The 24,504-nt window shown below is 70.9% G+C and carries 18 protein-coding genes; 5 read left to right on the top strand and 13 right to left on the bottom strand.

What is annotated here, in order from left to right:
* The gene (locus tag ACFXKZ_RS03885) at positions 1–1,722 is read left to right on the top strand and encodes an AMP-binding protein (protein WP_379996057.1); all 1,722 of its coding nucleotides are present in this window, start codon (positions 1–3) and stop codon (positions 1,720–1,722) included.
* Positions 1,723–1,786: 64 nt separating this feature from the next.
* Here the strand turns inward: ACFXKZ_RS03885 and ACFXKZ_RS03880 are convergent, their stop codons facing one another.
* Entirely contained in the window at positions 1,787–2,491 is a 705-nt protein-coding gene (locus ACFXKZ_RS03880; RefSeq protein ID WP_379996055.1) for a hypothetical protein, read from the bottom strand.
* A gap of 165 nt (positions 2,492–2,656) precedes the next feature.
* Between ACFXKZ_RS03880 and ACFXKZ_RS03875 the strand changes: the two genes are divergently transcribed.
* Positions 2,657–3,061: a hypothetical protein gene (locus ACFXKZ_RS03875; RefSeq protein ID WP_379996052.1), complete on the top strand. Its 405-nt coding sequence runs from the start codon at positions 2,657–2,659 to the stop codon at positions 3,059–3,061.
* A gap of 434 nt (positions 3,062–3,495) precedes the next feature.
* On the opposite strand, the gene ACFXKZ_RS03870 is transcribed toward ACFXKZ_RS03875, so the two are convergent.
* From ACFXKZ_RS03870 to ACFXKZ_RS03855, 4 genes are all read right to left on the bottom strand, one after another.
* Positions 3,496–5,988 carry an HAD-IC family P-type ATPase gene (locus ACFXKZ_RS03870; RefSeq protein WP_379996050.1) on the bottom strand — a complete coding sequence of 831 codons (2,493 nt, stop codon included), beginning with the start codon at positions 5,986–5,988 and terminating at the stop codon, positions 3,496–3,498.
* 77 nt (positions 5,989–6,065) lie between these two features.
* Positions 6,066–7,430: a M16 family metallopeptidase gene (locus tag ACFXKZ_RS03865; RefSeq protein WP_379996048.1), complete on the bottom strand. Its 1,365-nt coding sequence runs from the start codon at positions 7,428–7,430 to the stop codon at positions 6,066–6,068.
* A complete protein-coding gene (locus ACFXKZ_RS03860) occupies positions 7,427–8,746 on the bottom strand; it encodes a M16 family metallopeptidase (RefSeq protein WP_379996046.1) in 1,320 nt (439 codons plus the stop codon). The genes ACFXKZ_RS03865 and ACFXKZ_RS03860 overlap by 4 nt, the downstream gene beginning before the upstream one ends.
* Positions 8,747–8,875: 129 nt before the next feature.
* Positions 8,876–9,121 carry a DUF2630 family protein gene (locus ACFXKZ_RS03855; RefSeq protein WP_379996044.1) on the bottom strand — a complete coding sequence of 82 codons (246 nt, stop codon included), beginning with the start codon at positions 9,119–9,121 and terminating at the stop codon, positions 8,876–8,878.
* 251 nt (positions 9,122–9,372) lie between these two features.
* Between ACFXKZ_RS03855 and ACFXKZ_RS03850 the strand changes: the two genes are divergently transcribed.
* Complete coding sequence (locus ACFXKZ_RS03850) at positions 9,373–11,841, top strand: DNA topoisomerase (ATP-hydrolyzing) subunit A (protein ID WP_379996041.1); 2,469 nt, start codon at positions 9,373–9,375, stop codon at positions 11,839–11,841.
* A 111-nt stretch (positions 11,842–11,952) separates the two neighbouring features.
* Here ACFXKZ_RS03850 and ACFXKZ_RS03845 read toward each other — a convergent pair whose 3' ends face one another.
* Entirely contained in the window at positions 11,953–12,426 is a 474-nt protein-coding gene (locus ACFXKZ_RS03845) for an HD domain-containing protein (protein WP_379996039.1), read from the bottom strand.
* A gap of 114 nt (positions 12,427–12,540) precedes the next feature.
* On the opposite strand from ACFXKZ_RS03845, the gene ACFXKZ_RS03840 reads away from it, so the two are divergent.
* Positions 12,541–13,470 (top strand): sucrase ferredoxin, encoded by a 930-nt coding sequence (locus ACFXKZ_RS03840; RefSeq protein ID WP_379996037.1) that lies wholly within the window; start codon positions 12,541–12,543, stop codon positions 13,468–13,470.
* A 15-nt stretch (positions 13,471–13,485) separates the two neighbouring features.
* Here ACFXKZ_RS03840 and ACFXKZ_RS03835 read toward each other — a convergent pair whose 3' ends face one another.
* The 3 genes from ACFXKZ_RS03835 to ACFXKZ_RS03825 form a co-directional block, all read right to left on the bottom strand.
* Positions 13,486–15,099, bottom strand: a complete 1,614-nt coding sequence (locus ACFXKZ_RS03835) for a cation acetate symporter (protein ID WP_379996035.1) — start codon at positions 15,097–15,099, stop codon at positions 13,486–13,488.
* Positions 15,096–15,476, bottom strand: a complete 381-nt coding sequence (locus ACFXKZ_RS03830; protein ID WP_379996033.1) for a DUF485 domain-containing protein — start codon at positions 15,474–15,476, stop codon at positions 15,096–15,098. The genes ACFXKZ_RS03835 and ACFXKZ_RS03830 overlap by 4 nt, the downstream gene beginning before the upstream one ends.
* A gap of 406 nt (positions 15,477–15,882) precedes the next feature.
* Positions 15,883–18,003 (bottom strand): type IIA DNA topoisomerase subunit B, encoded by a 2,121-nt coding sequence (locus ACFXKZ_RS03825; protein ID WP_379996031.1) that lies wholly within the window; start codon positions 18,001–18,003, stop codon positions 15,883–15,885.
* Positions 18,004–18,389: 386 nt separating this feature from the next.
* Here ACFXKZ_RS03825 and ACFXKZ_RS03820 point away from each other — a divergent pair, with 386 nt between their 5' ends.
* Positions 18,390–18,620 (top strand): hypothetical protein, encoded by a 231-nt coding sequence (locus tag ACFXKZ_RS03820; RefSeq protein ID WP_020555816.1) that lies wholly within the window; start codon positions 18,390–18,392, stop codon positions 18,618–18,620.
* A 141-nt stretch (positions 18,621–18,761) separates the two neighbouring features.
* Here the strand turns inward: ACFXKZ_RS03820 and ACFXKZ_RS03815 are convergent, their stop codons facing one another.
* The 4 genes from ACFXKZ_RS03815 to ACFXKZ_RS03800 form a co-directional block, all read right to left on the bottom strand.
* Positions 18,762–19,556 (bottom strand): S1 family peptidase, encoded by a 795-nt coding sequence (locus tag ACFXKZ_RS03815; protein ID WP_379996029.1) that lies wholly within the window; start codon positions 19,554–19,556, stop codon positions 18,762–18,764.
* Positions 19,557–19,790: 234 nt separating this feature from the next.
* A complete protein-coding gene (locus ACFXKZ_RS03810; protein ID WP_379996027.1) occupies positions 19,791–21,386 on the bottom strand; it encodes an RNA polymerase sigma factor in 1,596 nt (531 codons plus the stop codon).
* 270 nt (positions 21,387–21,656) lie between these two features.
* Positions 21,657–23,312, bottom strand: coding sequence for a SpoIIE family protein phosphatase (locus ACFXKZ_RS03805; protein WP_379996025.1), 1,656 nt, complete (start codon positions 23,310–23,312; stop codon positions 21,657–21,659).
* A 298-nt stretch (positions 23,313–23,610) separates the two neighbouring features.
* The gene (locus ACFXKZ_RS03800; RefSeq protein ID WP_379996022.1) at positions 23,611–24,465 is read right to left on the bottom strand and encodes a FadR/GntR family transcriptional regulator; all 855 of its coding nucleotides are present in this window, start codon (positions 24,463–24,465) and stop codon (positions 23,611–23,613) included.
* Between the last annotated feature and the right edge of the window lie 39 nt (positions 24,466–24,504).

Raw genomic sequence — 24,504 nt, 5'->3', positions numbered from 1 at the left:
ATGACGACGGGTGCGACCGAGGCGTTTCGCGCTGCGCGCGACTTCCTGCTCGAACACCGCGAGGATCAGCCCACCGCGTGCCGGGACTTCCCGCGCCCCGACCCCACCGAATTCAACTGGGCGCTCGACTGGTTCGACGCGATCGCGCGCGACAACGACACCACCGCGCTGTGGATCGTGGCCGAGGACGGCACCGACACCAAGGTCTCCTTCGCCGAGTTGTCCCGGCGTTCCGACCGGGTCGCCGGGTGGTTGCGGGCGCGCGGGGTGCGGCGCGGCGACCGGATCCTGCTCGTGCTGGGCAACCGGGTCGAGTTGTGGGAGGCGATGTTGGCCGCGATGAAGCTCGGCGCGGTGATCATCCCGGCCACCACGATGCTGGCGCCGGCCGACCTGACCGACCGGGTCACCCGGGGCGGCGTCGCGCACGTGATCGCCGAGTCGGCGGTGACAGCGGGCTTCGCCGAGGTGCCGGGCGAGTGGACCCGGATCGTGGTGGGCGAGCCGACCGAGGGCTGGCTGTCGTTCGACGACGCGCGGGAGTCCGACGCCCCGTTCGCACCCGACGGGCCGACCGCCGCGAGCGATCCGCTGCTGCTCTACTTCACCTCCGGCACCACCGCGCAGCCCAAGCTGGTCGGGCACACCCAGGCGAGCTATCCGATCGGGCACCTGTCCACCATGTACTGGATCGGCCTGCGGCCCGGCGACGTGCACCTGAACATCTCCTCGCCCGGCTGGGCCAAGCATGCGTGGAGCAACTTCTTCGCCCCCTGGAACGCCGGCGCCACGATCCTGGTCGTGCGTCAGGAGCGGTTCGCCGCCCGCCCGTTGCTGGACACCATGGTGCGCTGCGGGGCGACCTCGTTCTGTGCGCCGCCGACCGTGTGGCGGATGCTGGTCCAGGAGGACCTGGGCGCGTGGCGCACCTCACTGCGCGAGGTGATCGGCGCGGGCGAGCCGCTGAACCCCGAGGTGATCGAACAGGTGCGGGCCGCCTGGGGGTTGACCATCCGCGACGGCTTCGGGCAGACCGAGACCACCGCGCAGATCGGCAACGCGCCCGGGCAGGAGGTCCGTCCGGGGTCGATGGGCCGCCCGCTGCCCGGATACACGGTGGCGCTGGTCGACCCGATCTCCGGCGAAGTGGTCACCGAAACCGGCGCCGAGGGCGAGATCTGCCTCGAACTGGCGGCGCGCCCGCTGGGTCTGATGACGGGCTACCTCGACGACCCGGAGCGCACCGCCGAGTCGATGCGCGACGGTTTCTACCACACGGGCGACGTCGGCACCCGGGACGCGGACGGCTACATCACCTATGTCGGCCGCTCCGACGACGTGTTCAAGGCGTCCGACTACCGGATCTCGCCGTTCGAGTTGGAGAGCGTACTGATCGAGCACGACGCGGTGGCCGAGGCCGCCGTGGTGCCCTCGCCCGATCCGGTCCGGCTCGCGGTACCCAAGGCGTACGTGGTGCTCGCCCCGGGGCACGAGCCCACCCGGGAGACGGCGCTGTCGATCCTGCGGCACGCGCGCGCGGCGCTCTCGCCGTACAAGCGGGTGCGCCGGATCGAGTTCGCGGAGTTGCCCAAGACCATCTCCGGCAAAATCCGCCGGGTCGAACTACGGGGTCGCGAGCGCGAGTTGCACGACGAGGATCTGGCCTCGCGCGGCACCCTGGAATGGTTCGAGGAGGACTTCCCCGAGCTCAAGGGCAGCTGACCCGGGGGTACGAACGACCGGGATCGCGCGGGGGCCGAGCCGAGCCCGGCCCCCGCGCGGCGGCTCAGATCTTGTCGGCGATGATCTTCGCGATCGCGATGTGCTGCGCGCGCGGCAGATCCTTCGCGGCGGGTGACAGACTGACGTGCATGTCGACGATCACGTCGCCGTGCGTCTTGGCGAAGTAGACCTCGGGGACACTGGGCGCCGGGTAGCTGCCGGTGCCCGGCACGTACAGCGTGGGGAACGCGCCGAGGTCGGTGATCGGCTTGCCGTACTTCGACACCTCGTTCTTGGCCACCACGCTCTCCGGCGTGTCGGCGCCCTTGCTGCTGCGCAGGAAGTACTGCAGGGTCACCAGGCCGGAGTCGCCGGGCCCGTAGTAGCGGCAGGTGCGCAGCGTGTCGTCGTTCTTGGTGCGGGTGACCTCGGTGTTCAGCACGCCCTTGAGCTCGGCGGGCGTGAGCAGTTCGCAGAACGCCTTGGGGTCGAGGTTGCCGGTCCCGCCGGGCTTGGTGGTGCCGGGCGCCGTCGCCGGCGCGGTGCCCTTGCCCCCGCCGGGTGCCGTGGCGGGGGCGCCGGTCGCGCCTCCGGTCGTGTTCCCCGTGCTGCCGCCCGCTTGGGGCGCGGCCGTGGCCGGATCCTTCTTCTTGTCGTCGTCACCCTTGACCTTGTCGGCCAGACCGCAGCCGCTCGACAGAGCGATGACGGACGCGGCGACGAGCAGTCCCGAGAGGGCAGGCTTACGCAGGTACAACTGGTTCTCCATCCCCGTGTGGCGACCCGGCGCCGTCTTCCACCCCCGTGGACGCGTGACGGGACGTCACGCCGGCGCCGCTCGCTCGATGTTGCCGGTGCGTGTGTTCGGCAGGGTGAGGCTAATGCAGGAAATGGCCCGCCGCTGAAGTGCCGTGGGAGCGATACCGTGCCGGATGTGACGATTACCGCAGGTGACTTCGACCGGTTCGGGCGCGCGGCGGCGCTGGCTTGGGGTGGCGCCCGTACGGCACTGGGGGTGGTCGCGCTGCTCGACCCGCCCCGGGTGGCCCGCCCCTGGATCGGCGACGACGCGGACCGCGTCGGAGCGCTGGTATTCGCCCGCGCCCTGGGCGGCCGCGACCTGGCCCTCGGCCTCGGAACCATGGTCACGGCAGCACGCGGCGAACCGATCCGCCTATGGGCCCTGATGGCCGCCGCAGCCGACCTGGGCGACGTCCTGATCACCGCAGGACACGCCAAGACCCTCCCCAAAGGCCACCGCGCCCTCATCGCAACCCTGGCCACCGGCTCGGCCCTGCTCGGCACAACCCTGGCCCTGACGGAACGCCACGCCCCCTGAAGCAGCCCCCCAAACCGCCCCACCACTACCCAGCCCTCCCCCACTCCGCGCAAAGCGCCCCCAAGGCGCGTCAGCGCCCCCCGACCCGGGCCGCCCGCGTGATCGACGCGCGAAGCGCGGAGAGCGGCGGAGCCGCAGAACTCGGGCTGGGTGACCCGGAGCGAAGCGGAGGGGCGCGCAGCCCCGAGCGAGGGGCCGCTTTTTCTACGGAGGAGCGAAGCGGGGGAGCAGAAAAGTGGTGCCTCGCGAGCCGGCGCGAAGCGCCCAACAAGAAGCAACGCCGCCGACACGACCCCGCCCCGCGCTTCACTCACCCACGACTCCGCCCACCCGCCTGCCGCCCCACCCCCTCACAAGCCGCCGCAAAGCCCCCACCGAACAGCGCCGCCCCAAATCACCAAGCAACCGAGGCGCCGCTCACGCCCGTCACCCCATCACGCCGACGCCGACGGCGCCCCCGCCGCCGCGACCTCCAGCGCCAATCGCCGCTTGTTCCAGAACGCGACCACCTCGAGCAGCAGCCCCGCGACGACCGCCAACCCGACCGCCGTCCACGGCATCTGCGTACCGACCAGCTTGAGTTCGAAGAACCGCTGCAACCACGGCACCGTCAGCACCAAGGCGAATCCCGCGCCCATCACCAGAACCAGCGCTATCCGCCACCACGTGTACGGCCGCGCGATGATCGCCAACACCCACAGGCCGACCAGGAACAGCGTCAGCGTCGCAATCGAGGTCTCCGCCGTACGCGTGGCATCCGTCGCCCCGTAGTGCGAACGCGCCAGCAGATACGCGGTGAACGTCGCGGTACCCGCGATCACGCCGGACGGTCCGGAGTAGCGCAACACCCGCTTGACGAAGCCCGCCCGGGCCCGCTCCTTGTTCGGCGCCAGCGCCAGGAAGAACGCCGGCGTGCCGATGGTGAACCAGGCGAGCAGCGTCAGGTGCCGCGGCAGGAACGGATACGGCACGTTGGCGATGACCACCAGGATGGCCAGCAGCACCGAGTAGGCGGTCTTGGTCAGGAACAGGTTCGAGACCCGCTCGATGTTCCCGATCACCCGCCGGCCCTCGCCGACCACCGACGGCAGCGTGGCGAAGCTGTTGTCGAGGAGCACGATCTGCGCGACGCCCTTGGTGGCCTCGCTGCCCGAGCCCATCGACACGCCGATGTCGGCGTCCTTGAGCGCGAGCACGTCGTTGACGCCGTCGCCGGTCATCGCCACGTTGTGGCCGCGCGACTGGAGGGCGGCGACCATGTCCCGCTTCTGCTGCGGGGTGACCCGGCCGAAGACCGTGTTGGCCTCCAGCACGTCGGCCAGTTCGTTCTGGTCGGTGGGCAACGTCCGGGCGTCCACCGGGTGGTCGGCGCCCTTGATGCCGAGCTTGGCGGCCACCGCGCCGACCGAGATCGCATTGTCCCCGGAGATGACCTTGGCGGCCACCCCCTGGTCGGCGAAGTAGTCCAGCGTCGCGCCCGCGTCGTGCCGCAACCGCTGCTCCAGCACGACCAGCGCCGCGGGCACGACATCGGCCCCGTCGGGGCCGCCGACCAGCGCGTCGACCGTGTCCGCGAGGGAGGCGTCGGTACGCACGAGCAGCAGCACCCGCAGGCCCTGCGCGCCGAGCCGCTCGGCCTCGCCCAGCAGGTCGCCGTGCGCCTGCGTGGTCACCAGCACCTCGGGGGCGCCGATCAGCCACGTGGCACGGGCGCCGGCCACCTCGAGGGTCGCCCCGCTGTACTTGCGCGCCGAGGAGAACGGCACGCTCTCCACCGAGGTCCAGCCCTGCTCGGCCGGGCATTCGTCGATGATCGCGGCCAGGCTCGCGTTCGGCCGGGGCTCGGTGGTGCCGAGCGCGCCGAGCGCGGAGCGCACCGGCAGGCCCTCGGCCAGCTCGCGGACCTCGGCGACGTTCATCCCGCCCTCGGTCAGCGTGCCGGTCTTGTCCAGGCACACCACGTCGACCCGGGCCAGGCCCTCGATCGCGGGCAACTCCTGGACCAGGCACTGCTTGCGACCCAGGCGCACCACGCCGACCGCGAAGGCCAGCGAGGTGAGCAGCACCAGGCCCTCGGGCACCATCGGCACGATGCCCGCGATCATCCGGGTCACCGCCTCGCGCCAGGTGGTGTCCTCCAGCCGGTACTGGCTGATGATCAGCGCGATCGAGGCCGGGAAGAGGATCCAGGTGACGTACTTGAGGATCGTGCTGATCCCGTTGCGCAGCTCGGACGCCACCAGCGTGAACTTGCTGGCCTCCTCCATCAGCTGCGCGGCGTACGCCTCGCGACCCACCCGGGTCGCGGTGAACGCGCCGTTGCCGGCCACCACGAAGCTGCCGGACATCACCGGGTCGCCCGGGCGCTTGATCACCGGGTCGGCCTCGCCCGTGAGCAGCGACTCGTCGATCTCGAGGTTGTCGGCCTCGACCACGACACCGTCCACGGCGGCCTTGTCGCCCGCACCCAGCTCGATCACGTCGTCGAGCACCAGTTCGGACGGGGACAGTGCAATGGCCCGTCCGTCACGGCGCACCACCGGCTTCGACTCGCCGATCACCGCGAGGCGGTCCAGGGTGCGCTTGGCGCGCATCTCCTGGATGATGCCGATCCCGGTGTTGGCGATGATCACGAAGCCGAACAGACCGTCCTTGACCGACCCGACGGACAGGATGATCAGCCAGAGCACGCCGATGACGGCGTTGAACCGGGTGAAGACGTTCGCCTTGACGATCTCGGTGGTGGATCGGCTCGACCGCACGGGGACGTCGTTGACGTCGCCTCGCGCGACCCGTTCCGCGACGTCCGCGGTGGTCAGTCCGACACCGAGGCGCACGTTCGGTTCGCTTTCTTTCCCGTCGGGTCTGTCGACCGGCGGGATGGCTGTCGTCTCTCCGGGCCCGGCGCCCGGCAACGGCTGAGTCATGGGTCTACCGTAAGTGCCCGGGGTGATCCCGGTTGGCGGTGGGCCGACCGTTGTGATCCGCCCACCGCCGCGGCGCCCTATTCGACGACCGTGACCGGTCCCAGATCGAGGGCTTCCAGGGGCTCGCGGATCTTGTCCGCGTCACCGACGAGCACCGCCACCAGGCGCGCGGGATCGAAGCCGCGCGTGGCCGCCTCGGCGGCGTCCTTGGTGGCCACGTCGGCCAGCTTCAGGTAGAGCTCGGGCAGATAGCCGTCGGGCAGCCGCTCGGCGGCCATGTCGGCGAGCGAGTCGCACACCGCGCGCGGCGTCACGTACTTCAGCGGCGCGACCCCCACGATGCTCTGCACGGCCGCGTCCCGCTCGCCGTCGGTCAGGCCCTCGGCGGCGAGTGTGCGCAGCACGGTGACCAGGTCCGCGACGGCCGGTCCGGTGACGTCGGTCTCCACCGAGCCGTGGATGGCGAGCAGCGAGCCGTTCGGCAGCGACTGGTTCGCCGCCCGCACGCCGTAGGTGTAGCCCTTCTCCTCGCGCAGCACCCGGTCCAGGCGCGAGGTGAGGGTGCCGCCGAGGCAGTAGGTGCCGATGGTCAGCGCCGGCCACGAGGCGTCCTCGCGGCCCGGGCCGATCCGGCCGACCAGCAGTTGCGTCTGCACGCTGCCGGCGCGGTGCACGATCACCACGCGCGCGTGGTCGTCGGCCACCACCGGACCCGGCCGCGAGGGCTCGGCGGGCGACGCGCTCCACGTGCCGATGGTGCGCTCCAGCACGCCGGTGACATCCACGCCGGCGAAGTCGCCGACCACCACGAGGGTGGCGGTCTGCGGGCGCACGTGTGCGGTGAAGAAGTCCCACACCGCCGCCCGGTCCACCCGCGCGACGCTCTCCGCGGTGCCCGCGCGCGGCCGGGACAGCCGCACCGCGTCGTCGAACAGCGTCGCGTTCAGCGCGAACGCCGCGCGCCGGGGCGGGCTGGCCATCTCGTGCACGATCTCGTCCAGCCGCTGGCGCACCAGACGGTCCACCTCGGCCGCCGGGAAGGCCGGCGCCCGGACCGCGTCCGCGAGCAGCCCCAGGGCCCGCTCCAGGCGCGAGGCCGGCACGTCGAGCGCGACCCGCACGCCCGGGTGGTCGGCGTCGGTGTCGATCGTCGCGCCGCAGCTCTCCAGTTCGGCGGCGAACTCCTCCGCGCCCATCCGATCCGTGCCCTCGGTGAACGCGCGCGCCATGATCGTGGCGACGCCCTCGCACTCGGTCGGCTCGGCGGCCAGCGGCGAGTCGAGCACCAGCTCGACCGCCACCACCTTCTGTCCGGGCCGGTCCACCCGCAACACCGCGAGGCCGTTGCCGAGCACCGAGCGCTCGGGCGCGGGGAAGGTCCACTCGCGGGCCGCTCCCGCGCCGGGGCGCGGGTGGAACACCATCTCGCCGGTCTGGGTCACGCGACCTGCTCCTCGTTCTCGTCCGCGTCGTCGGTCGGTTCGTACACGAGCACCGCACGGTTGTCCGGCACCAGGCGCTCGGCGGCCACCGCCCGCACCTCCTCGGCCGTGATGTCCAACAGCCGATCCAACGCGGTGAACGCCAGGTTCGCGTCGCCGAACAGCGTCGCGTAGCGGCACAGTTCGTCGGCCCGACCGCCGACGGTTGCCATCGTGTCCAGGTAGGCACGCTCCAACTGGGCCTGCGCGCGCTCGAGTTCGGCCGGGGTGGGGCCCTCCTCGGCGAACCGGGTGAACTCCTCGGCCAGCGCCGCGTCGATCGCCGCCACCGCACCCGAACCGGACGCCTTGACATCGAGCATGGCCACCGAAGCGGTCCCGGACAGCCGCATCAGACCGACCCCGGCGTACACCGCGAGTTCGTCGTGCCGCACCAGGCGGGTGTTCAGCCGCGAACTCTCCCCCTCCCCCAGCACGGTCAGCGCGATGTCGGCCGCGTCGGCGCCCCGGGTGCCGTCGGCCGGCATCCGGTAGGCGGCCATCAGGGCGGGCGAGGGGACCTCCTCGTGCACCGTCTCGCGCACTTCCGCGCCGATCACCGGCGCCAGCGCGCCGTCGGCCGGCACCGGCTTGCCGTCGTGCGCGGGGATCGTGCCGAAATACTTCTCCACCCAGGCCAGCGTCTGCTCCGGGTCCACGTCTCCGACGATCGCCAGGACCGCGTTGTTCGGCGCGTAGTAGGTCCGGAAGAAGGCCCGGCAGTCCTCCAGGGAGGTGGCGTCCAGGTCGGCCATCGAGCCGATCGGCATGTGGTGGTACGGGTGGCCCTCGGGGAAGGCCATGGCCACGAGCCGCTCCCACGCGGTGCCGTAGGGCACGTTGTCGTAGCGCTGCCGGCGCTCGTTCTTGACCACGTCGCGCTGGTTGTCCAGGCTCTCCTCGGTGAGCGCCTGCAGCAGCCCGCCCATGCGGTCCGCCTCCAGCCACAGCGCGAGTTCCACCTGGTGCGCGGGCATCGTCTCGAAGTAGTTCGTGCGCTCGAAGCTGGTGGTGCCGTTGAGCGAACCACCCGCGGACTGCACGAACTCGAAGTGCTCGTTGCCGTGCACGTTGGCCGAACCCTGGAACATCAGGTGCTCGAAGAGGTGCGCGAGCCCGGTCCGCCCGGGCCTTTCGTGCCGTGAACCCACGTCGTACCAGAGGCAGACGGCGGCCACGGGGTCGACGTGGTCCTCCGAGAGCACCACGCGGAGCCCGTTGCCGAGGGTGTGCGTGGTCGCGGTGAACCCCAACGATGCAGTCGCCGGTCCTGCCATAAGCCCATCCGTCCTCTCCTGGAGGGTGACCGCCGCGACGGCGGCCACCCTCACCCTAACGACGCGCGGGACCGGTTCGACTCCCGCGCACGGGGCTGTTCGCGACGGGCGAAGCGGGGCCGCGCGGAGCTACTGCTGGTAGCCCTCGACCTGGCGCGCGGGACGCGCCGCGGCCGTCTCCGGATCCGCGCCGGCGTCGCGCAGCGCCTGACGTTGCCTCAGCAGATCCCAGCACCGGTCCAGTTCGGCCTCCACCTCGGCGAGCCGCCCGTGTTCCTCGTCGGTGGTGAGCGCGCCTTGCGCAAGTCGGTCGCGCAAGGCACGCTCCTGCTCGACCATGTCGGTGATGCGGTCGCGGATCTGCTTGTCGTCCATCGCGCGGAACCTTTCTTCCTCCTGCTCGAACGGCGGCCGGGAACTGCGGCACAACCGTGGGCCAAAGGGCTGTCCTTCCCCCCTCGCACGGCCCCCAAGCACGCTGTCACCCGGGTCGATGCACTCACTTGTCGCACCGGCGCGCCACAATGGGCACGCCGTGCGGGCCGTCCCCGGCCGCGCCGCCCTCGGGCGGACACGGGAGACACGGCCCGGCGCCGGCCCGAAGAAGCAAAGGAGCAACGCCGCGCATGGCCCGCCGTAGTACGAAAACCTCCGGTCCGCAGCCACCCGACGACTTCGAGGAACGCATCCTCGACATCGACGTCGTCGACGAGATGCAGGGCTCCTTCCTGGAGTACGCCTACTCGGTGATCTACTCGCGGGCACTGCCGGACGCCCGCGACGGGCTCAAGCCCGTACATCGCCGCATCCTGTACCAGGCCGCCGAGATGGGCCTTCGCCCCGACAAGGGCTACGTCAAGTGCGCCCGCGTCGTGGGCGAGGTGATGGGCAAGCTGCACCCGCACGGTGACGGCCCCATCTACGACACCCTGGTGCGCATGGCGCAGCCGTTCTCGATGCGCCTGCCGCTGATCGACGGCCACGGGAACTTCGGCTCCCTCGGCGGCGACGACCCGCCCGCCGCGATGCGCTACACCGAGTCCCGGCTGTCCACGGCCGCGATGTTGATGGTCGACTCGATCGACGAGGACGTCGTCGACTTCGGCCCCAACTACGACGGCCAGGAGCAGGAACCGGGCGTGCTGCCCGCCGCGTTCCCGAACCTGCTCGTCAACGGCGCGTCCGGGATCGCGGTCGGCATGGCGACCAACATGCCGCCGCACAACCTGGTCGAGGTGGTCGCCGCCGCCCGGCACCTGATCCGCCACCCCACCGCCGACCTCGACGACCTGATGCGCCACGTGCCCGGCCCCGACCTGCCCACCGGCGGTCGGATCGTCGGCCTCGGCGGTGTCCGCGACGCCTACGAGAAGGGCCGCGGCACCTTCAAGATCCGGGCGACCGCCACGGTCGAGTCGGTCACCGCGCGCCGCAAGGGCATCGTGGTCACCGAACTGCCGTACAACGTCGGCCCGGAGCGGGTGATCGCCAAGATCAAGGAGCTGGTGCAGTCCAAGAAGGTCCAGGGCATCGCCGACCTGAAGGACCTCACCGACCGCTCGCACGGCTTGCGCCTGGTCATCGAGATCAAGAACGGCTTCAACCCCGAGGCGATCCTCCAGCAGCTCTACAAGCTGACGCCGATGGAGGAGACGTTCGGCATCAACAACGTCGCCCTGGTCGACGGTCAGCCGCTCACCCTGGGTCTGAAGGAACTGCTCCAGGTCTACGTGGACCACCGCTTCGAGGTGGTCCGCCGGCGCAGCGAGTTCCGCCGCCGCAAGCGCCAGGAGCGTCTGCACCTGGTCGACGGCCTGCTGGTCGCGCTGATCGACATCGACCGCGTGATCGAGCTGATCCGCTCCAGCGACAACTCCGCCCAGGCGAAGGAACGCCTGATGGAGACCTTCTCGCTGTCCGACATCCAGGCGTCCTACATCCTGGACACCCCGCTGCGCCGGCTCACCCGGTTCGACCGGATCGAACTGGAGGCCGAGCAGGAGCGGCTGCGCGCCGAGATCGCCGAGCTGACCAAGATCCTGGACGACGACAAGCTGTTGCGAAAGGTCGTCTCCGACGAGTTGGCCGCGGTGTCCAAGAAGTACGGCACGCCGCGCCGCACGGTCCTGCTCGAATCGGCCGACGTCCCCGCCGCGGCGGTCCCGCTGCAGGTCACCGACGCGCCGTGCACGGTCCTGCTGTCCTCGACCGGCCTGCTGGCCCGCACCTCCACCGGCGGCCCGCTGCCGCCCGAGGGGGGCCGGGCCAAACACGACCTGGTGGTCTCCTCGGTCGCCGCGACGGTGCGCGGCGAGGTCGGCGCGGTCACCAGTACCGGCCGGCTGCTGCGGATCAACGTGGTCGACCTGCCCGCACTCCCGGAGACCGCGACAGCGCCGAACCTGGCCGGCGGTGCCCCGCTGTCCGAGTTCGTCTCCCTGGAGTCCGAAGAGCGTGTGGTGTGCCTGACCACGCTCTCCGCCGACTCCCCCGGGCTCGCGCTCGGCACCGCGCAGGGGGTGGTCAAGCGGGTCGTGCCGGACTATCCGGCCAACAAGGACGACCTGGAGGTGATCGCGCTGCGCGAAGGCGACTCGATCATCGGCGCGGTCGAGTTGCGCACCGGCGAGGAGGACCTGGTCTTCATCACCGACGACGCGCAGCTGCTGCGCTTCCAGGCGTCCATGGTCCGGCCCCAGGGCCGCCCGGCCGGCGGCATGGCCGGCATCAAGCTCGGCGACCGGCAGTCCGTGCTCTCGTTCACCGCGGTCGACCCGGGCGCCGACGCGGTGGTGGTCACCGTGGCCGCGTACAGCGGCGACGCACTGTTCGGCGCGGAACACGGCACCTGCAAGGTCACCCCGTTCGCCGAGTATCCGCGCAAGGGCCGGGCCACCGGCGGGGTGCGCTGTCAGCGCTTCCTCAAGGGCGAGACCACGCTGCGCCTGGCCTGGGCGGGCCCGGCGCCGGCGCGCGGCTCCGACGCCAAGGGACAGCCGGTCGAGCTGCCCACCCCGGACCCGCGTCGGGACGGCTCGGGCACCCCGCTGGCCAAGCACGTCGAAGTGGTCGGCGGCCCGCCCGGCGCGGTCTGACCGAGGAGCCCGCCCCACGGGCCGGCTCCCACGAAACGGGCCCCCGCGGCGTCCCTCGCCGCGGGGGCCTCTCCCGTCCCGGGGCGTCCCGACCACGGCCGGGACGCCCGCTCAGCGCGCCGCGAACTTCTCCAGAAGTTCGATCGAGCGCGTGTACTTCTTGCGCAGTCTCACCTGCGTCGCCGGATCGAGCTGACCCAGGCGGGCCTCGGACCGGTTGTCCGCGATGTCCGCCCGCTTGACCACCAACGCGATCGGGTCCGCCGCCGCGCGGGCCATGCTGCGCTCCAGCGGCTCGCCGGGCAGCTTGGACAGCGCGATCACCGCGACCACGACCTGCTCCGGCACACCGGCGGCGCGCAGGTCGTCCGCACCCACCGGCGTGTCCTCGATCACATCGTGCAGGACTGCCGCCATCCGCGTGTAGGTCCCCTCGACGTGCTGCATCACCCGCAGCGGGTGCGTGATGTACGGGTGACCACCCTTGTCCAACTGACCGTCGTGCGCGGCCCTGGCGAGCGCCACCGCGTCGTCCAACGTGAAGCCGGCTATCGCCGGGCTCCCGTCGGTCCGTCCCTGGGGCATGGCCGCCTCCCATCGTTACCGTGTGCAACAACCGTACCGGGATCACCCGATCGTGGCGCCCGGGGCGGGGCCGATCCGCCGGCCGCCCCCGTCGCGGTTGTACCGTGCACGGTCGTGGAAACCTGCGTCTTTCTCTCGCACGAACTGGCCGAGCCGATGGCCGGCACCGCTCCCACCACGCGCGGATGGTTGCTGATCGAGCATCCCGGGCCGTGGGCGGCGAAGGCGCTGGTGGACAGCCGGGGCCTGGCCGACGGCGTGGGTCGCGAACTGGAGGCGCGCGCGGCACGGGCGGGCTTTCGCGCGACGCTGATCCGCAGGCCCGACGAGACGGGCGCGCGGGCCGAAGCGGAGCCGGCCGAGCCCGACGCACCGCGCACCGTCTTCCTGGCCTGGACCGAACCGGGCGCGACCTGGCTGCGCCGACTGCGCGTGAGCAACGTCACCGAGTTGCTCGCCCACGACCTCGCCGCGCTCGCCGGACCGGTCGAGCCCTCGGTGGGCGAACCGGTCGCCGAGCCGCTGATGCTGGTGTGTACGAACGGCAAGCGCGACCGCTGCTGCGCGGTCGAGGGCCGCCCGCTGGCCGCCGCCCTCGCCACGAGCTTCCCGGAGGCCACGTGGGAGGCCACCCACCTGGGCGGGCACCGATTCGCCCCGACCGCCGTGGTGCTGCCCCAGGGCTACCTGTACGGCCGCCTGGACCCCGTCGCGGCCGGCGCCGTGCTCACCGCCGCACGCCGCGGCGAGATCGCGCCGGAGCACTGCCGGGGCCGGGCCACCTGGTCCCGCGCCGGCCAGGCCGCCGAACTCGCGGTCCGGGAGGAATGCGGCGAGCGCCGGGCCGACACGCTGTCGGTGCACGACGAGCGGGCCGAGGACGACGGCGGTTGGACCGTGCTCGTCCACCACGTCGACGGGCGCCGCTGGACCGTCGTGGTGAACCCGCGCGAGGAGACCCCGGCCCGGCCGGAGAGCTGCGGCAAGGGCGGCGGCCTCCCGACCAGCATGCGGGCCAGGGTGGCGGCGACCGCGCGTCGGTAGGCGCCCGGCCCGGTCTCAGTAGGCGCCCGCCCCGGTCAGCGAACGCACCTCCATCTCGGCGTACTTCGCCGCGTCCGCCTCCTCGTCCGAGCGCAACGTGCCGATCCAGCCGCACAGGAAGCCGATCGGGATGGACACGATCCCCGGGTTCTCCAGCGGGAACCAGTGGAAGTCGACGCCGGTCACCAGCGGCGTCTTGCCCCCGGAGACCACCGGCGAGAACAGCACGAGCACCAGCGCCGAGCCGAGCCCGCCGTAGATCGCCCATACCGTGCCGTTGGTGTTGAACCGCCGCCAGAACAGCGTGTAGAGCAACGTGGGCAGATTCGCCGAGGCGGCCACCGCAAAAGCGAGCGCGACCAGGAAGGCGACGTTGAGTTTCTGCGCGGACAGGCTCAGCCCGATCGCGATCCCGCCGATCACGATCGCGGACAACCGCGCCGCCCGCAGTTCGCTCTTCTCGTCGGTCGCCTCCTTGCGGATCACGTTCGTGTACAGGTCGTGCGCGAACGACGCCGAGGAGGCCAGGGTCAGCCCGGCCACCACCGCCAGGATGGTCGCGAACGCCACCGCCGCGATCACCGCGAGCAGCACCACACCGCCGAACGTGTCCGGCCCGCCGCCCAGTTCCTCCGCGAGCAGCGGCAGCGCGGTGTTGCCCGCCGCGTTCGACTTGCGGATCCGGTCCGACCCGAGCACCGCCGCCGCGCCGAACCCGAGCACGATGGTGAGCAGGTAGAACGTGCCGATCAACCCGATCGCCCACATCACCGAGTGCCGCGCGGCCCGCGCGGTGGGCACGGTGTAGAACCGCACCAGGATGTGCGGCAGCCCCGCCGTGCCGAGCACGAGGGCGATGGCCAGGCTGATGAAGTCCAGCCGGCTGGTCAGGTTCTTCCCGTACTTCAGGCCCGGCTCGAGGAACTGCTGCCCGTGGCCGCTGGTGTGCGCGGCGGTGTGCAGCAACGCGTCGAGATCGAAGTGGAAACGCCACAGGACCAGCAGGGTCATCAAGATCGCGCCGCCGAGCAGCAACACCGCCTTGACGATCTGGATCCAGGTGGTGCCCTTCATCCCGCCGAAGGTCACGTAGACCACCATCAGCGCGCCGACCCCGACGATCGTCCAGGTCTGCGCCGAGCCGCCGCTGTCGCCGAGCAGCAGCGCCACCAGCGTGCCCGCGCCGACCATCTGGGCGATCAGGTAGAAGATCGAGACCACGATCGTCGCGGCGCCGGCGGCGGTGCGCACCGGTTTGCGGCTCATCCGGAACGCCACCACGTCGGCCATGGTGAACCGGCCGCAGTTGCGCACGAGTTCGGCCACGAGCATGAGCACGACCAGCCACGCGACCAGGAAGCCGATCGAGTACAGAAAGCCGTCGTAGCCGAACAGCGCGATCAACCCGGCGATGCCCAGGAAGGACGCCGCCGACATGTAGTCGCCCGCGATCGCGAGCCCGTTCTGCGCGGCGGAGAACTCCCGCCCGCCGGCGTAGAAGTCGTTCGCCGTGCGGTTGTTGCGGCTGGCCCACACGGTGATGCCGAGGGTGATCAGCACGAAGACCACGAACAGCAGGCCGGTCAGGCCGCGATGGCCGGCGGCGGCGGCCAGGTGCGGGCCGGTCATCGGAACATCTCCTGGGTCTCCCAGCGCAGGTTCAGCGCCGCGCGGTCGCGCTTGGTCCGGGCGTTGCGCGCGTACGCCCACGTGATCAGGAAGGTGCTCGCGAACTGGAGCAGCCCGAACGCCAGCGCGACGTTGAACGTGCCCAGGAGGCGGTGCGCCATGAAGTGCCGCGCGAACGTGGACGCGAACACGTAGAGCAGGTACCACGCGAGGAAGGCCAGCGACATCGGGAAGACGAAGTCGCGGTAGCGGCGCCGAATCTCCTGGAACTCGGGGCTCGCCTGCACGCGCAGGTAGATCTCCGCCCCCGGATCCGGCTCCGGGTCGCCGAACGGCACACCCAGGGTGGGCGTGGGTCGGTACGAACTGGTCGTCACCGTAGCTCTCCTCGTCGATCGCCGAACCGCGCGATGCCTCCCGGCCCGAGCGCCGACACAGGCGTTCGATGGGACTGGTGTTCAGCATGGGCAGCGGGCGCGGGCTGCACGGCCAGGTTCTGCGCGATTCACCTGTACGGATGAACCACCGGCACGGCCGCACTCCTGGCGCCGCCATGCGTCGTGGAATCGTCTGGCCAACGAGGGGTCGAGCTCCGCCGATACGGGAGAGCGGTCGGTCACACGCCAATGAGTGACATTCGTCCTTCTATCGCAGATATACGGGCCGTTTGGCCCGGATGTCCCGATCATGAAAAAGCCGGGCCCGATGGGACGAATCCCACCGGGCCCGGCGTGTGTGCGTCGGGAGTCCTCGCACCGGGATCCCCGGTCCGAGGGCCCTCGATCAGGCGTCGATGCGTGACCGGTCGAGCAGCGACGCGGAGTTGGTGATGAACTCCTTGCGCGGCGCGACCTCGTTGCCCATCAGCAGGTCGAACACCCGCTCCGCCGCCTCCAGATCGCCGAGGTTGATCCGGCGCAGGGTGCGGTGTCGGGGGTCGACCGTGGTCTCCGCGAGCTGATCGGCGTCCATCTCGCCCAGGCCCTTGTAGCGCTGGACCGGATCCTTCCAGGCCACGCCCTTGCGCTCGAACTCGAGCAGCGTGCGCCGCAGTTCACCGTCGGAGTAGGTGTAGACGTACTTGTCCTGACCCTTCTTCGGCCGGGACAACTCGATCCGGTGCAGCGGCGGGACCGCGGCGAACACCCGGCCGGCCTCGACCATCGGGCGCATGTAGCGCTGGAAGAGGGTCAACAGCAGACAGCGGATGTGCGAGCCGTCGACGTCGGCGTCGGCCATGAAGATGATCTTGCCGTAGCGGGCCTGGTCGATGTCGAAGGTGCGCCCCGAGCCGGCCCCTATCACCTGGATGATCGCGGCGCACTCGGCGTTCTTGAGCATGTCCGAGACGGACGCCTTCTGCACGTTCAGGATCTTGCCCCGAATCGGCAGGAGGGCCTGGAACTCCGAGTTGCGGGCGAGCTTGGCGGTGCCGAGGGCGGAGTCGCCCTCGACGATGAACAACTCGCTGCGGTCGACGTCGTCGCTGCGGCAGTCGGCCAGCTTGGCGGGCAGCGCCGAGGTCTCCAGCGCCGTTTTGCGACGCTGGGCCTCCTTGTGCTGGCGCGCGGCGATCCGGGTGCGGGCCGCCGAGACGACCTTCTCCAGGACGGCGCGCGCCTGCGCCTTGTGGTCGCGCGCGGTGGAGGTCAGAAACGCCTTGAGTTCCTTGGACACCACGTTCTGCACGATCCGCGCGGCGGCCGAGGTGCCCAGCACCTCCTTGGTCTGCCCCTCGAACTGCGGCTCGGCCAACCGGACGGTGACCACGGCGGTCAGCCCCTCGGTGGCGTCGTCCTTGGTGATGTCGTCCTCGGCCACGCGCAGCAGCTTGGCCGAACGCAGCGCGTCGTTGACCGTGCGCCGCAGCGCCTGGTCGAACCCGGCGACGTGGGTGCCGCCCTTGGGGGTGGCGATGATGTTCACGAACGAGCGCAGGGTCGAGTCGTAGCCGGTGCCCCAGCGCAGCGCCACGTCGACGCCCAGCTCGCGCTGGACCTCGGTGGGCACCATGTGTCCCTGCTCGTCGAGCACGGGCACGGTTTCCTTGAACGTGCCGGAGCCGGTGAAGCGCAACACGTCGCAAAGCGCGCGGTCGGGAGCGAGGTATTCGCAGAACTCGCTGATCCCGCCGGAGTAGTGAAAGACCTGTTCGTCTACTTCGCCCTGATTCGCCCCATTACGCTCGTCGCGAACAACGAGGGTCAGTCCGGGCACCAGGAACGCGGTCTGGCGGGCCCGCGCGTGGAGCAGTTCGAGATCGAGGGCGGCGTCCTTGAGGAAGATCTGCCGGTCCGCCCAGTAGCGGGTCCGGGTCCCACTCTTGCTCTTGGCGATCTTCTTGATCCGGCGCAGTCCGTTACCACTGCTGAACGGAGCGTCGGCACCGAGGTCGGCGAACTCGCCGGGCACGCCGCGGCGGAACGAGATGGCGTGGGTGTGCCCGCCGCGGTCCACCTCGATGTCGAGTCGGGCGGACAGGGCGTTGACCACCGATGCGCCGACGCCGTGCAGGCCGCCGGACGCGGCGTAGGAACCGCCGCCGAACTTGCCGCCGGCGTGCAGCTTGGTCATGACGACCTCGACACCGGACAGGCCGGTCTTGGGCTCCACGTCGACGGGAATACCGCGACCGTTGTCCCGAACCTCCACCGAGCCGTCCGCGTGCAGGAGCACCTCGATTCGGTCGCCGAAGCCCCCGAGGGCCTCGTCGACCGAGTTGTCGATGATCTCCCACAGACAGTGCATCAGGCCCCGACTGTCGGTGGAGCCGATGTACATGCCGGGGCGCTTGCGGACCGCGTCCAGACCCTCGAGGACGAGGAGGTGCCGTGCGGTGTAGTTCGAGTGGTCGGGCTCGCCCGCCAGGAGCGCGGTGGACTGCGCGGTCGTCTGGGCGGTCACGCGGTGCAACTCCTCGCATGTAGTCGAGTAGTCGGATCGCCGCGTACGCGTCGATCCGTACGGCGCGTTCGCGGTGTGTCGAACCCACAAAAGTGGGCCCGGTGATCACCCTCGTCGCGCCGGAGAGCAAGGCTACCGGGGCCGGAAGACACCCCGGCGACGGCTCGCCGCCGCATACTAGCCGGCATCCGAACACATCTTCGACCACCCGATCGGGTGGCCGGCATGAACCGTACGCGCACAGGGCACGTCCTATGCACAAGGAACGAGTTGCAAAAGGGGTGTGCCGAGAAGCTGTTGAACATGACACGATCACCCCGGGAACGTTCGAGGCTGATTTGATGTTGGACATCGATGAAGGCTTCGTCGAGTAGAGAAGAGGCGACGTGAATTCGGTTCTGACACCCGCCAGTCCGTTGACGGCCGCCGACCGTTGTGATCGGTGCGGCGCCCAGGCATACCTTCGGGTTGTCCTTTCCAGCGGCGGCGAACTGCTGTTCTGTGCGCACCACGCCCGCAAGTTCGAGCCGGAACTTCGGAAGGTGGCCGTGGAGATACAGGACGAGACCGACCGCCTCACGGCGGTCCCCGTTACCGCACCGGACGACGACAACTGACCAAACAGCCGACCCTCTGAGATCCCGACGAGCAGACATCGCGCCGATGGCGGCCACCGAGGTGGCCGCCATCGGCGTCTGTCCCGCGCGCCCGCCCGCTTCAGGGCAGGTGGTCGGGGTCCGAAACGTGCGTGATATCCCTCACAATCCGGCGGCATCCCGGATGTCCCGGACGAACGCGGCGACCCGGGTATACACGCCCGGCTTGCCCGCCAGTGCACATCCATCGCCCCAGGACACGATCCCGGCGACCCGGCCGCCGATCAGCAGCGGTCCGCCGCTGTCCGCGCTGCACGCGTCCTTGCCGCCCCGCTTCTCCCCCGCGCACACCATCGACGCGGCGTCGTAGGTGCCGTAGCGCCCACCCGGATACGCGGTACTGCACGTGGTATCGGACACCAGCGGTACGGTGACCTGCCGCAGCGTCGGGGAGTAGTCGCCCCGTCCCGTGGTGTCACCCCAGCCGACCACCGTCGACGGGGTGTCGACGGCGTACACGTCCTCGTCCGCACCGACCAGCGACGCACTGCCCGTGCTCAGCGGCTCCTCCAGAGTCAGCACCGCCCAGTCGCCCGAGATCCAGGCGGCGTCGAAATCCGGGTTCACGTACACCGAGCCGACCGCGACCTCGCGGCCCGCGGTGGTGCGCAGATCCGTTCGGCCCTGGATCACCTTGAGATCCGGGCGATCGTCACGTTTTCCGTTCTGGTCGAACATGCAGTGCGCGGCGGTCAGCACCTTCGTGGGTGCGATCAGCGTGCCACCGCAGAACTGCCCCGATCGCGCGGAGCCGTACTCGGCACGACTGGAGAGGGCCACCGCCCACGGATAGGTCGCGGTGTCGGCGGGCGACCCGCCGACCACACCGCGCGGGGGCCCGGCGGGCGCGGAGGGCGCGGCCCCCGTCAGGACCGCCGCGACCACGATCGCGGCCAATGCGGCCGTCGATCCTCGTGTGTACCGCCGGAAACTGCTGCGTTCGTTCCGCTCGGGCGCTCGCACCATCATGGGGAACCTCTCGCCGGCTACCGTCAGGTAGTGTCCGGTGCCCAGGCGTGACGATCCGGAATCCTTCGCCCCTGCGAACGGGTGATTGACCCGCATCCGCACACACGAAGGCCCCGGATGGTGTATCCGGGGCCGTGCGGACGGTCGATCGTGTCGGACGCGTCAGTCGAGGTAGTCGCGCAGTACCTGGGAGCGGGACGGGTGGCGCAGCTTGGACATCGTCTTCGACTCGATCTGCCGGATGCGCTCGCGGGTGACGCCGTAGACCTTGCCGATCTCGTCCAGCGTCTTGGGCTGTCCGTCGGTGAGCCCGAAGCGCATCGAAACCACACCCGCCTCGCGCTCGGAGAGCGTGTCGAGCACCGAGTGCAGCTGCTCCTGGAGCAGGGTGAAGCTGACCGCGTCGGCGGGCACGACCGCCTCGGAGTCCTCGATCAGGTCGCCGAACTCGCTGTCCCCGTCCTCGCCGAGGGGGGTGTGCAGCGAGATCGGCTCGCGCCCGTACTTCTGGACCTCGATGACCTTCTCCGGCGTCATGTCGAGTTCCTTGGCCAGTTCCTCCGGCGTGGGCTCGCGGCCCAGGTCCTGGAGCATCTGGCGCTGCACGCGGGCGAGCTTGTTGATCACCTCGACCATGTGGACCGGGATGCGGATCGTCCGCGCCTGGTCGGCCATGGCCCGGGTGATCGCCTGCCGGATCCACCACGTGGCGTAGGTGGAGAACTTGTAGCCCTTGGTGTAGTCGAACTTCTCCACCGCGCGGATCAGACCCAGGTTGCCCTCCTGGATCAGGTCCAGGAAGAGCATGCCGCGGCCGGTGTAGCGCTTGGCCAGCGAGACCACCAGGCGGAGGTTGGCCTCGAGCAGGTGGTTCTTCGCCCGGCGGCCGTCCTCGGCGATGATCTCCAGTTCCATCCGGAGCTTGGGTTGCAACTTCTCGCCGGAGCCCAGCTTGTCCTCGGCGAACAGGCCGGCCTCGATGCGCTTGGCGAGGTTGACCTCCTGCTCGGCGTTGAGCAGCGGGACCTTGCCGATCTGCTTGAGGTAGTCCTTGACCGGGTCGGCGGTGGCGCCCGCGGCCGCGACCTGCTGGGCCGGCGCGTCGTCCTCGTCGTCGGAAAGGATGAAGCCCTTGCTCTCCGGCTCGTCGGGGACCGCGTCCTCGACGACGACGTCGGGCTCGTCGGGCAACTCCTCGGCGTCCGGCTCGGCTTCGCCGGCCTTGCCGGCCGTCTTCTTGGCGGCGACCTTCTTCGGCGCGGCCTTCTTGGCGCCGGCGGCGGTCTTCTTCGCGGCGACCTTGCGCGGCGCGGCGGCGGGTGCCGGGGCGGCCTCGGCGATCGGGGCCGGGGTGGCGTTCTCGTGGGGTGTCGTGGTGCTCGTGGTCGGCGCCGGCGAGATCCCGGGCGCGGGGGTTGCCGGCACGGGGGCGGTCGCGGCGCGGTTGGTGACGACGGTCTTGGTCGCGGTGCGCTTGGCCGCGCTCTTCGCCGCCACGCTCTTGCGACTGCGCTTGGGCGCCGCCGAGTCCGCGGCACTGACCATGATGGTCACCCCCTCCTGGTCGAGGACCTGGTTGAGGCTGCGCAGGACGTTCTTCCACTGGGTGGCCGGAATCTGGTCGGCCTCGAACGCCTGGCGCACCTCGTCGCTGGCGATGTACCCCTGGGCCTCACCCCGCTCGATCAACGACTTCACATTGACGAATTCGGCGATCTCGGGCGGGAGCGAACGGGATGTGCTGGCCGACACAAACAACCTCTCGACGATCTGGACGGCGTCACGGCCTGGTGAACAGGCAGGCGCCGCCAAGCGAACGACACTCGGGCGGACAGCGCGTGGTTCCGGCAAACCGGTTGCACTCGAGTCAGCGCTTCGGCTTGTTTTGCTATTCCCGAACGGCTGCCACCTTCGTACTCATCGGGCCAGGCGAAGAAGTGTTACGCGCCCCTTCAGTGGCGCAGCTCACACGATTCCCCCTTGCGGCGCGCGCCACACCCTGTGTGAGGGATGTATGCGGGATCCGCGTCAATCGCCGCCGGTGATCCGCACCCCCAGGATGGTCACGTCGTCGTCGCGGCCCCGGTCGCCGATGAGTCCGTCGAGGATGGCGGTCAACAGCGGCTCCAGGCCCTCGTTGGCCCCTCGGGCCATGTCGACGAGGTCGTCCAGCCCCTCGTCGATGCCGCGTCCGCGCGTTTCCACGAGTCCGTCGGAGAAGCCGATGAGGATGTCGCCGGGGTCGAGGCGCACGGTGTGCTGGGTGCGGTGTTCCGCCACCCCCAGGGGTGTGGACTCCTCACCGATCTCGACCAGTCGGGACTTGCCGTCGGCCGAGACGACCACCACCGGCAGATGCCCCGCGTCGGCGAGATCGAGCAGGCCGGTGTTGGGGTCGATCACCGCATAGACGAGCGTGGTCAGCGACTCGTCGTCCTCGGTGGCGGTGAACAGCCGGTCCAGGCCGGTGAGTACGGCGGCGGGTTCGGGATCGGTGAAGGCGAGCGCCCGCAGCGCCGAACGCACCCGGCCCATGCCGGCCGCCGCGGTCAACCCCTTGCCGATCACGTCGCCGACCACGATCGCCACCCGCCCGTCGGGCAGTTGGAACACGTCGTACCAGTCGCCGCCGACCTCGAAGTCCGGCGCGCCCGGCAGGTAGCGGAAGCCGAACTCGACCCCGGGCACCGCGGGTAACCGATCCGGCAGCAGGCTGCGCTGCAGGGCGACCGCGGTGCGGTGTTCGCGCTCGTACAGCCGCGACCGCTCGACCGCGAGCGCGCACTGCCCGGCGAACGCCTCCAGGAAGACGCGGTCGTCCGCCCCGAACGCCCGTCCGTCGTCGAAGGTGTAGCGCAGCACGCCCAGCGGCGCGCCGGAGCCGACCAGCGGCAGGATCGCCCGGGATGCGCCGGGGCCGTCGGCGCAGGTGTACCGCGCCACGCCGTCGGTGACCGCCGCCACCAGGTCCGCCGGCCAGTGTGCGGGCATGCCGCGGCGGCGGCCGACGGTGCGCTGCGCGGGCACGTTCGGCCAGGGGTACACCGGTGTGGTCTCGTCGAGGAGGTACGCCTCCGAGCACACGGCGGCGATGCCGACGCCGAGTTCGCCGATCGCGTCCTCGACCTCGGGCACGCTCAAGGTGCCGGCGATCCGCGCGGTCATCGCCTGGAGGCCGGCGGTGCGCCACTGCCCGGCGCGCAGCAAATCCTCACAGCGACGCTGCTCGGTGACATCGCGCACCACCAGCAGCACGCCGATCGCCGGGCCGTCCCGGTCGGCGGGGTCGGGAACAGGCAACCACTGTGCCTCGTAAGCCCGTTCGTGCCCGTCCACGGGCTCCGGCCGGGCCGGGTCGCCGGAGTCCGCGGGATCTTGGGCGTCCGCGGCGCCGTCGGGGCCGGTCGCGTGCGGCTCGATGTGGGGTTCACCGTCGGCCAGCACGCGGGACAACACCGCCTCGATCCGCCGACCCCGCGCGTCCGGGGAGACCTCGCCGGGACGTTTGCCGAGCAGATCGGCGGCGGCGCGCCGATGCATCCGGGCGAGCGCGCCGCTGACCCGGCGACAGCGCAACTGCCGGTCATAGAAGGCGAATGCGGTGGATCCATGGGCGCTCAAGGTGTCGAGCAACGCCGCGTCGACGGCCGCGGGCCGCTCGCTTCCGCCCTTGTCGTCGTTCATTGCCTCACAACCCCACCTGTTGGCAATTACGGGCCGGCGAGTCGGATCGAGTCAGATATCGAGAGTACGCACGCGAACCGCCTCACCGGGAGGATTGCCCCGAACTCTCCCCGTCTCGCGCGCCGCGTCGCGAACTGCCGTGCGCATGTGGACGGATCGGGGTCGGTCGTCGCTCCGTCGGCGGCCGACCGGGCCAAGCATCGGAGCGGGGCCCGAGGCATACGCGCGCCCCTCCGGCGACCCGGGCGGTGGGTCGGCGAAGGGGCGATGCGCGGTATCCGGGACGCGGCGGCGCGGGTCATCCCTCGCGGGGGGCGGGGAACTGGCGGTCCACCTCGGGGTGTACCGCGAGCAGCGACCGCATGGCGGTCTCGGCGCTTTCCCCGTCGCCGGCGGCGACCGCGTCGACCAGGCGCGCGTGCAGCGCGACCGAAGCCTCCGACAGGTGTTCGCACCCGGCGACATGCCCGCCGGACACCTGGAGGGCGGCGGCCAGGATGCTCGCGAGGTGGTCGAGCATCCGGTTGCCGGCGACCTGGAGCAGCAGGCCGTGGAACTCGGCGTCGGCACGGCTGAAGGTCAGCGGATCGGGCTGGGCCACCGCCCGCTGCATGATCTCCACGACGTCGGCGAGCCGACGGACGATCTCCGGGTGGTTGCGACACGCGGCCATGTGCGCGGCCAGCGGCTCGATCCCCCAGCGCAGTTCGAACAATTCGCGACGCTGCGAATCACGCTGCGGGCCGCATGCGCGCCACTCGATCACGTCGGGGTCGAGCAGGTTCCAGTCGCTCACCGGACGCACCCGGGTGCCGACGTTGGGCCGGGCGCTGACCAGGCCCTTGGCCTCCAGGACCCGGAGCGATTCGCGCACGACGGTCCGGGAGACCTCGAAACGCTGGCCGATCTCCTCGGGCACCAGCGGGCGTTCGGCGCCCACCTCGCCCGCGACGATCATCTGGCCGAGCTGCTGGACGAGTTGGCCGTGCAGGCCCCGCCCCCGGCCGACGCCGGGTTTGCGGACGGCGCGGGCCGGTTCGAGGTCGGGTCCGTCCCACACGTACGGCCGGCGGGACATCGGGTCGGTGCCGGCGGCGCCCGGCTCGCCGGCGCGGAACGCGTCGGCCGAGCCGCTCGCCGGGGCGTGGGTCATTGTCTGATGGGCAGCGATACTCACGCTCTCCATCTCGGC

It is taken from the genome of Embleya sp. NPDC059237, from assembly GCF_042754105.1.
In the GTDB taxonomy this organism is placed as follows: Bacteria; Actinomycetota; Actinomycetes; order Streptomycetales; family Streptomycetaceae; genus Embleya.
Note: the sequence above shows the minus strand (reverse complement) of the source record. Positions and strands in the feature narration are given on the sequence as shown.